Origin of the sequence: Nonomuraea endophytica (assembly GCF_014203235.1) — a bacterium.
Taxonomy (GTDB): domain Bacteria; phylum Actinomycetota; class Actinomycetes; order Streptosporangiales; family Streptosporangiaceae; genus Nonomuraea; species Nonomuraea endophytica.
Map to the genome: position 1 here is coordinate 192,726 of NZ_JACHIN010000014.1, position 12,247 is coordinate 204,972.

Below are 12,247 nucleotides of genomic sequence, written 5' to 3' on the forward strand. Positions count from 1 at the left end.
ATCGTGTCAGGTGTAGATGACCGCCAGGAACCTGACCAGGATCTCCTCCCGCTTGGCCGCCGGCAGCGCGTCCAGGATCGTGTTGACCGCGGCCATCCCCGGCTGGCCGCCGCCGCCGAGATCCACCCCGACCGCCGCCGCCAGATCGCCGAACTCCCGGTCGCCCAGCGCTTCGAGATCCAGCTCGGCCACCATCTCGACCAGGCCGTCCGGCACCTGCGCGGGTCCGCGTTCCCTGGCCGCCTCGGCCGACTCCGCGATCACCTGCAGCATCGCGTCGACGCCCTTGAGCGTGGCGCCGGTGACCGTGATGTGCAGGTTGGCGGGGATTCCGGCGTACGAGAGCTGCGGCTGGATGAACCACCCGCGCGCCCGCGCCTCGTCGGCCAGCACGAACACGTCGATCTCGGTCGAGGTGAACGCGATCAGCGACCCGGCCGGATCCCCGAGCACCCGCAGCCCCGGGATCGCCGCCAGCCCCTCACGCAGCCGCCGCGCCGCCTCCAGCGTGTCCCGCCCCAGCTCCCGGTACCCCTCGTGACCCAGCATCCGCAACGTCGCCCACGCGCCGCCGAGCGGCCCGGCCGACTTCGAGCTCTGCACGGTCGCGTTGATCACCGTGTATCCCGGCCAGGCCGCCGCGGCGAAGTACGCCTTCCTGCGCATCGCCGGATCGGCGAACAGCACCACCGAGGCGCCCTTGGGCGCGTACCCGAACTTGTGCAGATCGCACGAGATCGACGTCACCCCCGGCACCGACAGGTCGAACGGCGGCACCTCCGCCCCCGCCTCCCGCAGCCACGGCAGCAGCCACCCGCCCACGCACGCGTCCACATGACACGGCACCCCCGCCGCGGCCGCGACGGCCGCCACCTCCGCCACCGGATCGACCACGCCCTGCGGATACGACGGCGCCGACGCCACCACCAGCACCGTCTCCCCGTCGATCCTCTCCCGCACGTCCGCCGCCGCCACCTTGAACGTCTCCAGGTCCACCGGCACCGCCCTGACCTCCAGGCCCAGGTAGTGCGCCGCCTTGTGGAAGGCCGGATGCGCCGTCACCGGCACCACCATGTTCGGCCTGGCCCGTCCCGCCTTGTCACGCGCCGCCTTCACCGCCAGCATGATCGACTCGGTGCCGCCGCTGGTGAAGATCCCGTACCCGCCGCCGAGCACCGCAGCCACCTCGCCGACGACCTGCTTCTCCATCTCCACCACGCTGGGGAAGGCGGTCGGGTCGAGGGTGTTGACCTCCAGCATCTCGAAGTAGGCCAGGGCCGCAGCCTCGTGCACCTCCGGCCGGCCCGTGTCGTAGACGTAGGCGGTCACCTGGCCGCCGCGTACCGGCAGGTCGTGCTGCTTCATCGCGGCGATCTCGGCCAGCAACTCCTCGGCGGTCCTCACGCGGTCTCCTTCTGGGCTTCTTCACGGGGTACGGCGAGCCGGCCGTACCAGCTGATGAGGGGGAGGCTGAGCAGCATGAGCGCGGCCGGGAGCGCGGTGAAGCCGAGCAGCATGCCGGTGAGCGCCTGCTCGGTCTGCACGGCTTGCACGGCTTGCACGGCTTGTGCGGCTTGGGTGGCTTGAGTGGCTTGGGTGGCGGCCGAGGTGAAGCCCGACAGGGCGAGCACCGCGGCGAACAGACCCGGCCCCAGCGCCAGCCCCGCCGTCTCGCCCGCCGTCCACAGGCCGGTGAACGCGCCCGCCTGCGCCTGGCCGGTGCGGGCGGTGTCGGCGTGGACGGTGTCGGGCAGGAGCGAGAGCGGCAGCAGTTGCAGTGCGGCGTAGCAGACCCCGGCCAGCGCGGTCAGTGCCAGGGTGGCGGCCAGCGAGCGTACGGCGATCGCCGGGACCAGCCCGAGCGCGGCCAGCCCGAAACCCAGTGTGGCGGCGAAGTAGCAGCGCACATGCCCATACGCGCGGGCCAGCCGGGACCAGGCGGGCACCGCCAGCAGGCTCGGCCCGACCAGGCAGACGAACATCAGCGACGTCAGGCTGTAGTCGCCCAGCCGGTGCGCGGCCACGTACGGGGCTCCGGCCAGCATCACCGCGACCCCGAGCGCCTGCGTCACGAAGGCGGCCAGCAGCGCGAAGAACGGCCGGTTCCCCCGCGCCATGCGGAACGCGGCGACCGGGCCGAGCTGGTGCGGGCCCGGCCTCGACGTGACCCAGCGGGTGCCCAGCGTGGCCCCGACCAGCGCCGCTGCCATGACCGCGCCCACCGCGACCCCCATGACCGCGTACCCGGTCCGGCCGCCGCCCGCCAGATCCACCACCGCCGGGGCCAGACCGCCCGCGACCAGGATGCCGACCGTCAGGCAGACCACCCGCCACGACATGATCCTGGTCCGCCCGCGCTGCTCCCCGGCCATCTCGGCGGGCAGCGCGACATAGGGCACCTGGAAGCACGCGAACGCCGTGGCTGCCAGGAGGAACGCTCCTCCGGCCCAGGTCACGGCGAACCCCGTGCCGCCGGCCGGGACCGCGAACATCAGCGCGAAGGCCACCGGCAACGCGACCGCGCCGGCCAGCAGCAGCCTCGTCCTGCGGCCGGTGCGTACGGCCTCGCGGTCGCTGGCGGCGCCGACCAGGGGGTTGAGCAGGACGTCCCAGATCTTGGGCGCGACCAGCACGGCGCCCGCGATCGCGGCCGGGACGGCCAGGACGTCGGTGAGGTAGTAGAGCAGCAACAGGCCGGGCACCGCCGAGAACACCCCGGTCCCAACGGATCCCACCCCATAACCGAACAACCTGCCCCGGCCGAGTCCTCGCGGCGTGCCTTCGTTGGGCAGCTGTCGTGCGCCGTCGTTTGGCGACCGCTGTAAGCCGTTGCGGTGCTGCCCTTGTGTGCCGTTGTTGGGCGGCTGTGGCGTGCCCTCGTTTGGCGGCGGCTGCGCGCCGTTGCTGGGTGGCGGGGTCATGGGAGGGTGCCGGGGAGGGCGAGGGTGCGGTGGACGGTCTGGTGCAGGTGGGTGCGGAAGCGGCGTGACGCGGCCCGGTCGCTTGCGCCCCTGCGGTTGCCGTCGGCGTCCAGGATCCCGCCCTTGGCGAACCCGTGCACGCACCAGATGACCGACCACATGGCCATCTCGACGTCCACGGTCGGGTCGATCACCCCGGCGGTGACGGCGGGTTCCAGGGCACGGGTGACGGCGTCGACGAGCGGGCGCACGTAGTGGCGTTCCAGGTCGGAGAGGTCACCGGCGTCGGACAGCCAGCGGTGCATCCACAGCGCGGGCACCTCGGGGTGCTCGACGCAGAAGTCGAGGTAGTCGTCGATGAGGCGGTGGATGGCCTCGACCGGATCCGCCTCGGACAACCTGGCCAGCGACGCTTCCAGCGCGGCTCGCTCGGCGGTGTGGGCGCGTTCCATGACGGTGAGGTAGAGCTCGCGCTTGCCGCCCACGTGGTAGTTGACGGTGGCGATGTTGAGCCCGGCCGCGTCGGCGATCTGGCGGGTGGAGGTGCCGTCGTAGCCGAGCGCCGCGAAGAGCTGCGTGGCCACCTTGACGATGTTCTCCTGGGGGTGCACCCGGTCACCATATTCCGGACATTTCCCTCAGTCAATCACTTGATGGAGAGGCCTGGCAGCCCAACGCCCGCCTTGGCCGGAGCCATGGCGGGCGTTGCGGGTTACTCGTCGGCGAGGGTGTCGAGGGCTTGCGAGAGCCGTTCCATGGCTGCCAGACAGGCGGGCCAGTCGTCGCCGACCGCGTCCGCGATCCGCTTGGCCATCTTCTGGTGGGCCGGGCCGATCCGCTCCACGGCGGCGAAGCCCTCAGAGGTGGGCCGGAGGAGCTTCGCCCGGCGATGTGCCGGGTTGGGCAGATACTCCGCCAACCCCTTCTCCACCAGCAGATCCGCTATCCGCTGCACGCTCTGCCGGGTGATCCCCATGACCCGGGCGATGCCCGCCACCGGCAGCGGCTCACGCAGCACCGCGCCGAGCACCTGCCACCAGGCGGCGGTGAGCCCGGCCGGGCGGGCCAGCTCCTCGGCGATCGCGAGGAACTGGCCGTTGAGCCGGAACGAGGTGATCGCGCTCCCGGACAGCAGATCCGCCTCCTCGCTCATGACTGCCCGGCGGCCTCAAGCACCGCGAAGGCCGAGGCGTCGCTGTTCTTGTACAGCCGGAACCACGCGTCCAGCACCTCGGGCTCGTAGACGCCGAGCCGGGCGAAGATCTCGCGAGCGAACGCCTCGGGCTCGGTCGCGCCCGCCGTGATGACGTTGTCCGCGGTTACGGCGTCCGCCTCGACGTAGAGCTGCGAGCCCTTGTACCCGGGCACCGTCATCGTCAGGAACTCCAGCACGTTGCTGGTGTGCGCGCGCTCGTCGAGCAGCCCCTGCCTGGCCAGCCCCACGGTCGCGCCGCAGATCCCGGCGACCGGGACGCCCGCCGCCACGAACTCCTTGGCCTTGCGCCCGAACGCGTCGAGCTCCCCGCTCACCCACGTGTCGGCGCCGGGCAGGATCAGCAGCTCGCTGTCCTGGGGAGAGAGCTGGTCGAGCGTGATGTCGGGGATGATCCGCATGCCGCCGGAGCTGACGACCGGGTCGAGGGTCTCCCCGACCACGACGATCTCGAACCCGCCGGGCTCGCGGTGCCAGGCGCCGTTGCGGAGGTGGACCGTGGTGTGCCCGGTCTCCCAGTCGGCGAGGGTGTTGTACACGGCGTGGTGAACTGTTTTCGTCATGACAGTATTCTGTCATGACGACAGCATGCTGTCAACTCCTCTTGGCCCGCAAACCTTCCAAGGCCCCGAAGCCCCAGCCCCATGGGCAGGGCACCTCAGAGACAGGAACCTCGGGACGCGCGTGCTCCCAGAGGGCGGAGCGCGGGTCCCCCCACCCGGGTCTCGGGCCTCGGGCCTCGGGACCCGGGCCTGGGGCCTCGGGCCTCGGCAGCGTGGGCCTTGGGCCTTGGGCCTTGGGCCTTGGGCCTTGGGAGCGTGGGCGGCAAGGAGCGCGGGAGCGCGGGTCCCCGGGATGCGAGACGCGGTCCCCGGGATGCGGGCCTTGGGCCCTGGGCCTCGGGCCTCGGGTCTCGGGCCTCGGGCCTCGGGCCTCGGGCCTCGGGCCTCGGGCCTCGGGCCTCGGCAGCGTGGGCCTTGGGAGCGTGGGCGGTAAGGAGCGCTGGAGCGCGGCATCCAGTGGACCGGGGTCCCAGGATTGCGGGTCCGGAGGCGTGCGGCCTGGGATGGGTGCCGGGGCGGGCACCAAGGGGTCTCCTGGGTGCCGGGGTCCGCAGGGGGGGTGGGGTTTGGGAGGGCGGGGGGTGGGTGGGGGGCGTGCGAGGATGGCGTCTATGGCAGAGATCGTCGGCGGAGGCATTCCGGTCAACGACGCCGAGCGAAGGGTGATCGCCCACCTACGCGACCACGCCCCCCAAGATTGGCTCCTGCTGCACAACGTCGAGGTCCCCCGAGGCGACGACCTGTTCGAGGTGGACCTGATCGTCCTCACCCCCCACTCCCTCGTGGTCGTGGACGTCAAGGGCACGCGAGGCCGTATCGAAGTGTCGGGCGGACGGTGGTTCCCGCAGCGCGGCGGCGCGGTCGGCTCGCCGGTCACCAAGCTCAGAGGCACGGCCAGGGCGCTGAAGGGCCTGCTGGTCGACGCCCACCGCCGGCTGGAGCGCGTCTACGTCGACAGCCTCGTGGTCCTGACCTCGCCCGACGCCGAGCTGCACGACCCGTCCGGCCGCGACGCCGTCAACGTCGCCGACCTCGACGACCTCATCTCCACGCTGGCCGACGTGACGCGGGTGCGCCGCGGCGGCAGCCCCGACGTGCGCCCCTATGTGACCGCGATCCTGGACGCCCTCCACCAGTCCGTACGGCGCAGCACCGCCCCGCCCAGATTCGGCAACTGGGAGGTGGAGGAACAACTGGGCGGCGACGCCAAGGTGACCGAATACCGGGCCTTCAACGCCACCCTGCCCGGCAGCGAGACCGTCCTGCTCCGCGTCTACCAGGCCGATCCCCTGGCCGACCAGCCCAGCCGGGTCGCCGAACGCCAGCGCATAGCCAACGCCTACCAGTCCCTGACCCGGATCCCGCCCCACCCGAACGTGGTCCGTTCGCGCGACTTCTTCGCCATCGACGACGAGAGCCGCTTCGTGCTGGTCCTGGACGACGTGCACGGCCAGGCCCTGCACGTACGGCAGAGCGCCCGCCTGACCGTCGTCCAGGACATGCTGCGCGGCCTGGCCCACGCCCATGCCAACGGCGTCATCCACCGCGCTCTCACCCCGGCCAGCGTGCTGGTGACGGACGAGGGCCACGCGGTGCTGACGGGCTTCGACTACGCCAAGCCGGGCGCCCGCAACTTCACCGTCGCCCACGAGCTCGGCAACGTGCTCGACATGCACTACGTGGCCCCGGAGTGCCAGGAGGGCCCGGACCGCATGACCCCGGCCTCGGACGTGTACGCCGCGGGCGTGATCGCCTACCAGCTCCTGACCGGCGGCCTGCCAGAGGACACGGAGGCCAAGGACGTTCCCGAGGTCGTGGCCAGGATGCTCGACGACGCTCCCGCCAGGCGACCTACCGCCGCGGATAGCCTGGCGTCTCTGGAGGGCATTCGTCAGGAATCCCGTCTCAGGCGCCTCTTCCGCCGCGTACTGTCTTGATCATGGATGTTTCACTGCGTCCTGTGCGCGAAGACGACCTACCCTTCCTCAATCATCTGACCAACGACCTAGAGGGCTCGGGGGCCCACCAGTGGTACGGCTGGCACGACCCGCACCACCACCGCCGGCGCTGGGAGGAGAACGGCTTCCTCAACGACGAGGGCGGTTATCTGATCATCACGAGAGACGACGATCGGCTCGGCTTCCTGTCGTGGCACAAGCTGACGACCAGCAGGGTCTCCTTCTGCTACGAGATGGGGCTCATCGTCGCCCCCGAGTTCCGCGGCCGGGGTTACGGCACGCACGCCCAGCAGCTCCTGGTCAGATACCTGTTCGACCACTCGACGGTCAACAGGATCCAGGCCGCCACCGAGCTGTCCAACCTGGCCGAGCAGCGGGCGCTGGAGAAGGCCGGGTTCACGAAGGAGGGTGTCCTGCGCGGCATCGGCTTCCGGGCCGGCCGATGGCAGGACGGGGTTCTCTACAGCATCCTGCGCGCGGACCTCAACTAGAGGCTGCGGCGCAGCGTGCTCGCGTGCTCCAGGTAGTCGTTGGCGAGAAGGGTGCGTCCGGCCGAGCGGTGCAGCTCGCCGAGCATCTCGGTGGTCTGGGCCTCGCCGCTGCGGTCGCCGAGCTCCTGGAAGACCTCCAGGGAACGTTCGAGACCGGCGGAGGCCGGCGCCCATTCGCCGCGTGCCACCTGGAGCCCCGCGAGGCTCTGCATGGCGTACGCGCCGCAGTGCCGGTCGCCGAGTGATTCGAAGATGTCGAGGGCGTGCCGGTGGAAGGAGACGGCCTGCTGAAGCCGGCCGATCTGCAGGCTGACGCAGCCTTCCCGGTGGGAGTCGCCGAGTTCCTGGGCCAGCCGCATGGCCTGCTTGAGCCATTTGCCCGCCTGGGCGAGGTCGCCGTTCCTGAGGCAGAGGCGGCCGATGGCCTGGCGGACGAAGGCCTCGCCGTTCTGGTCGCCCGCGGCCAGGAACATCGCCAGTGCTCGCCGGTAATGGCCGAGCGCCTTGGCCACGTCGCCGCGGAACTGCCGGACCGCGCCGAGCCCGCACAGCGTGGTGGCCTCGGCCCTGGTGTCGCCGAGTTCGCGGAAGATGCGGCGGGCGCGGCTGAACTGGCCGGCGGACTCCTCGTATCTGTCCTGGTAGAGGCTGACCTGGGCGAGGCCTCTGAGCATGGCGGCCTCGCCGTACCTGTCACCTGAGGAGCGGGCGGCGTCGAGGGCGAGCGCGTGCGTGCGGGACCAGGCGTCGAAGTGGCAGTGCAGGTCGAAGTAGGGGACCATCGCGGCGGCCAGCCCCCACGCCGACGCGGCCAGACCGGCTTCGGCGGCCACGCGCACGGCGCCGACCAGGGTGTCGTGCTCGGCCTCGAACCAGCCGGTGGGGTCGGCGGTCAGCCGGTCGAGCGTGCGGGCGGGCAGCCGCCAGCGCGGCGCCCGGTCGGAGGTGAGGCTGAAGACGACGGTGGGCAGGCGGGTCATGGCGTGCTCGGTGGTGGCCGTCCACGCCGCCAGCACGCGGCCGAGGGCGTCGGGGTCGGCGTGCCGTTCGAGGGCGTGGGCGCCGATGAGGCCGGGCACCACGTAGCGCGGCTGGCCGACGGGGTCGGTGCCGACGAGCCTGAGCAGGTTGGCGTCGACGAGCAGGTCGGTCACGTCGTCGGCGCGCGGGCGGTCGAGCACGGCGCCGACCACCCAGCCGGGCTGCGCCTGGCCGCCGAGCAGGCCGAGCGTGCCGAGCGTGCGCGCCGCCTCGTCGGGCAGCGCCGCGTAGCTGCGGTCGAGGCTGGCGCGCACCTCCTTCAGCTCGCCGAGCAGGTCCTCTTCAAGCCGTTCCTTCAGTACGGCCAGCGACCACCCCGGCCGGGCGGCCAGCCGGGCCCCCGCGCTGCGCACGGCCAGCGGCGACCCGCCGCAGGCGGCCACGATCGCCCGGGCGGACTGCGGTTCCCTGGCCACCCGGTCGGCGCCGGCGATCCGGCCGAGCAGGCGCAGCGCGTCAGCGGGCGGCAGCTCGCCCAGGTCGAGCTGGAGGGCGCCGGGCAGTTCGGTGATCTTCCTGCGGCTGGTGACGATCACCGCGCAGCCGTTGCCGGGCAGCAGCGGCCGGATCTGGTCCGCGCCGTCGGCGTCGTCGAGCAGGATGAGCATCGGCCGCTCGGCCAGCACCGTGCGCAGCAGCGCCGACCGCTCGTGCGCCGTGGGCGGCGGCGTGTCCACCCCCAGCGCCCGCAGCGCCTCGGCGAGCAGTTCGCCGGGTTCTCGTCCGGCCAGATCCAGATAGAGCTGCCCGGCGGGATAGCGCTCGCGCAGCGCGTGCCCGGCATGTACGGCCAGCGCCGTCTTGCCCGCCCCCGGCGGCCCCGACACGATCGCCACCCCGAACGGCGCCGCCAGGCTCGCCAGCGGCTCGGCCCGCCCGGTGAAGTCCGGCGTGTCGGGCGGCAGTTGCCTGGGCACGACCGGCGCGCCCTCGTCGGCCAAGATCGTCTCGTAGGCCCGGCGCAGGTCGGCACCGGGTTCGACGCCGAGTTCGTCGACGAGCTGGGCCCGGATGAGGCCGTAGGCCCTGAGCGCCTCGGCCTTCCTGCCGCCGCGGTGCAGAGTCAGCAGGAGTTGCTGCCACAGGTCCTCGCGGTAGGGGTGCTCGGCGATCAGGCTTCTCAGCAGGGCGATGGCGCCGGCCTGGTCGCCGCCTTCGAGGTGGTTCGCGATCAGGTTCTCGGCGGCGCGGAGCCGTACCTCCAGAAGGGGTTCGAGGCGGCGGTCCCAGAGCGGGCTGCCGGGCAGGTCGGCGAGCGGCGCGCCGCGCCAGAGCGCGAGCGCGCCGGCGAAGTCGCCGCGGGTCACCAGGTCCTCGAACACGAGCAGGTCGAGCGCGTCGCCGGGCACGTCGATGGCGTAGCCGCTGCCGTCGCCGCGCAGGTGGCCGCCGCCGAGGTCGGTGCGTAAGGAGCTGACGTAGGTGCGGATGTTGGCCTGGGCCGAGCGCGGCGGCCGCTCCGGCCAGAGGATCTCGACGAGTTGGTCGGCGCCCACCACGTGTCCCGCGTTCAGCAGGAGGGTGGCGAGCAGCATGCGGGGTTTCTTGCCGGAGACCCGCACGGGGTCGCCGGCGGACCTGACTTCCAACGGTCCGAGCACATGAAAAGTGACCGACATGACCGCATCCGCTCCCTTATGGAGACCTGACAGCCCTTTGTATCTGTTCTGGACGTTTCTTGTGCGGCTTATGCACACCCTGGTCTCAGAGATCCCAGAACCCCCCGAGAGGATCATCATGAAGCTCAGAGGAGCAGTGGTCGCAGGCGTCACCCTCTTACTCAGCCTCGGCGCGATGCTGACCACGGGGTCAGTCGCGTCGGCCGACCCGGAGCCGTTCTCCGCGGAAGCGGAGATCCTTGCCACCAACTTCCAGCTGCCGTTCCCCTGTGGACAGAGCTGGACGGGCAACTCCAGCGCCAGCAGCGCCCACCAGTCGTGGGAGATCGATTTCAACCGCGGCAGCACCGCCGACGCCGACCTCGGCGACCCCGTGGTCGCCGCCGCGTCCGGCACCGTGGTGATCTCGGCGCACCAGGGCTCCACCAACGGTTACGGCAACCTGGTCAAGATCGACCATGGCAGCGGCTGGACCACCTACTACGCCCACCTGAACGTCCGCTCGGTCAGCGCGGGCCAGGCCGTCTCCCAGGGCCAGCAGATCGGCACCGTGGGCAAGACGAGCAAGCCGGGCAACAACATCAGCCCCCACCTCCACTACGAGGTACGGCAGGGCGAAGGCTACCCGGGCAACATCCGCAAGGCCGTCTTCAACGGCACCACCTTCGGCTACCCGGTCCAGACGCTGACCTCCAGGAACTGCGGCGGGTCCAGCAACCCGTACACCCCCGAGCAGGTCTGCGGCGCCGGCTACGGCGTCGTCGACTCGGCCGCCCTCGGCACCAGCGGCACCGTCTACCTGCTCTACAACAACTCCAACGGCAACAACTGCGTGGTCACGCTGAAGAAGACCTCGCTCGGCACCGCCTCCGCGGTGGCGGCCTATCTGGAAGTCCAAGGAAGCGCACGGATAACCGATTCGGGCAACTTCAGCTACTACGCGGGCCCGGTCAGGGCAGCGGCGCCCGGCAAGTGCGTCAAGTGGGGCGGCAAGGCGGGAACGGCCGTGTACGACTCTCCCTTCGAGCATTGTGGATCATGAAACTGAGAATCCTCTTGCTGGCCGGACTGCTCGTGATGTCCGGCCAGCAGGCCGCAACGGCCTCCGCTGAATCCAGCCCGCTCGCCGACGCCTTCGACCGGGCGGCCAGCGGCTACGACGTCCCCCGCGACCTCCTGGCCGCGCTCGCCTACGCCGAAACCCACCTCGACGGCCACCGGGGCGAGCCGAGCGCCAGCGGCGGATACGGCCTGATGCACCTGGTTCCGAAGGCTCTGGAGGAGGCGGCCAAGCTCACCTCCACCCCGGCCGACCGGCTCAGGACCGACGACGCGGCGAACGTGCTCGGCGGCGCCGCCGTACTGCGGGCCAAGGCGGACGCGCTCGGCATGGACGCGAGCGCCCGCAAGGACCCGGCGCGGTGGTACGCGGCGATCGGCGCGTACGGCGGCGCGAAGAGCACCGCCAACATCTACGCCGACGCCGTCTACGAGGCGCTGTCCAGCGGCTTCCAGGCCAAGGGCGTAAGCGTCAAGCCGCAGCCGGTGCAGCCGGAGCGCGGCGAGGACTACACGCCGTTCGCCGCCGCGGCGGTCGACTACCCCGGCGCGCTGTGGTCGGCGGCCAGCACCTCCAACTACACGGCCGCCAACCGTCCGTCCAGCGCGGCGATCAACAAGATCGTCATCCACGTCGCGCAGGGCTCCTACGCCGGGACGATCTCCTGGTTCAAGAACCCGGCGGCCAAGGTCTCCTCCCACTACGTGGTCCGCTCGTCCGACGGGCAGATCACCCAGATGGTGCGCGAGAAGGACGTCGCCTGGCACGTCAAGGGCGCCAACACCAACAGCGTCGGCATCGAGCACGAGGGCTACATCAGCGACGCCTCGTGGTTCACCGACCAGATGTACCGCGCGTCGGCGGCGCTGACCCGCAACATCGCCGACCGCTACGGCATCGCGAAGACCCGCTCGAACATCGTGGGCCACGTCGAGGTGCCCGGCAACGACCACACCGACCCGGGCCCGAACTGGGACTGGAACAAGTACATGAGCTACGTGACCGGCGGCAGCGGCAACCCGCACACGCCCGAGTCGGTCTGCGGCAGCGGCTTCAAGATCATCGACTCGCAGTCGCTCGGCAGCGCCGGGACGGTCTACCTGCTGTACAACCCGGCCAACGGCAACAACTGCGTGGTCACGATCAAGCACACGTCGCTGGGCACGGCCACCGCGACCAGCGCCTTCCTCGAGGTCCAGGGCAGCCCCAGGACCACCGACTCCGGCAACTTCGCCTACTACGCCGGACCGGTCAGAGCGGCCGCACCGGACAAGTGCGTCAGGTGGGGAGGGTCCGCGGGCAGCTCCACTTACACGAGCCCGTTCGAACACTGCGGCTAACAGCCCCCTTTAGGGAGCGCGGCGCGATCAAGCGCCGCGCT

10 protein-coding genes are annotated in these 12,247 nt (G+C 71.4%); 4 read left to right on the top strand and 6 right to left on the bottom strand.

The window, feature by feature from the left end:
- Window positions 1-6: 6 nt before the first annotated feature.
- The 5 genes from HNR40_RS40785 to HNR40_RS40805 form a co-directional block, all read right to left on the bottom strand.
- Complete coding sequence (locus tag HNR40_RS40785) at window positions 7-1,365, bottom strand: pyridoxal phosphate-dependent decarboxylase family protein (RefSeq protein WP_184971485.1); 1,359 nt, start codon at window positions 1,363-1,365, stop codon at window positions 7-9.
- A 35-nt stretch (window positions 1,366-1,400) separates the two neighbouring features.
- Window positions 1,401-2,735, bottom strand: a complete 1,335-nt coding sequence (locus tag HNR40_RS40790) for an MFS transporter (protein ID WP_312896697.1) — start codon at window positions 2,733-2,735, stop codon at window positions 1,401-1,403.
- A 182-nt stretch (window positions 2,736-2,917) separates the two neighbouring features.
- Window positions 2,918-3,532, bottom strand: coding sequence for a TetR/AcrR family transcriptional regulator (locus HNR40_RS40795; protein ID WP_184971269.1), 615 nt, complete (start codon window positions 3,530-3,532; stop codon window positions 2,918-2,920).
- Between the two features lie 101 nt (window positions 3,533-3,633).
- A complete protein-coding gene (locus HNR40_RS40800; protein ID WP_184971271.1) occupies window positions 3,634-4,074 on the bottom strand; it encodes a MarR family winged helix-turn-helix transcriptional regulator in 441 nt (146 codons plus the stop codon).
- Complete coding sequence (locus HNR40_RS40805; RefSeq protein WP_184971273.1) at window positions 4,071-4,697, bottom strand: DJ-1/PfpI family protein; 627 nt, start codon at window positions 4,695-4,697, stop codon at window positions 4,071-4,073. The genes HNR40_RS40800 and HNR40_RS40805 overlap by 4 nt, the downstream gene beginning before the upstream one ends.
- Before the next feature lie 611 nt (window positions 4,698-5,308).
- On the opposite strand from HNR40_RS40805, the gene mads6 reads away from it, so the two are divergent.
- Complete coding sequence (gene mads6 / locus HNR40_RS40810) at window positions 5,309-6,634, top strand: methylation-associated defense system protein kinase MAD6 (protein WP_184971275.1); 1,326 nt, start codon at window positions 5,309-5,311, stop codon at window positions 6,632-6,634.
- Window positions 6,635-6,636: 2 nt separating this feature from the next.
- Window positions 6,637-7,146, top strand: coding sequence for a GNAT family N-acetyltransferase (locus HNR40_RS40815; RefSeq protein ID WP_184971277.1), 510 nt, complete (start codon window positions 6,637-6,639; stop codon window positions 7,144-7,146).
- On the opposite strand, the gene HNR40_RS40820 is transcribed toward HNR40_RS40815, so the two are convergent.
- Complete coding sequence (locus HNR40_RS40820; protein WP_246510084.1) at window positions 7,143-9,776, bottom strand: AfsR/SARP family transcriptional regulator; 2,634 nt, start codon at window positions 9,774-9,776, stop codon at window positions 7,143-7,145. The two genes, HNR40_RS40815 and HNR40_RS40820, sit on opposite strands and share 4 nt — an antisense overlap.
- 148 nt (window positions 9,777-9,924) lie before the next feature.
- Between HNR40_RS40820 and HNR40_RS40825 the strand changes: the two genes are divergently transcribed.
- Window positions 9,925-10,848 carry a M23 family metallopeptidase gene (locus HNR40_RS40825; protein WP_184971281.1) on the top strand — a complete coding sequence of 308 codons (924 nt, stop codon included), beginning with the start codon at window positions 9,925-9,927 and terminating at the stop codon, window positions 10,846-10,848.
- Entirely contained in the window at window positions 10,845-12,206 is a 1,362-nt protein-coding gene (locus HNR40_RS40830) for an N-acetylmuramoyl-L-alanine amidase (RefSeq protein WP_184971283.1), read from the top strand. The genes HNR40_RS40825 and HNR40_RS40830 overlap by 4 nt, the downstream gene beginning before the upstream one ends.
- Window positions 12,207-12,247: the final 41 nt, after the last annotated feature.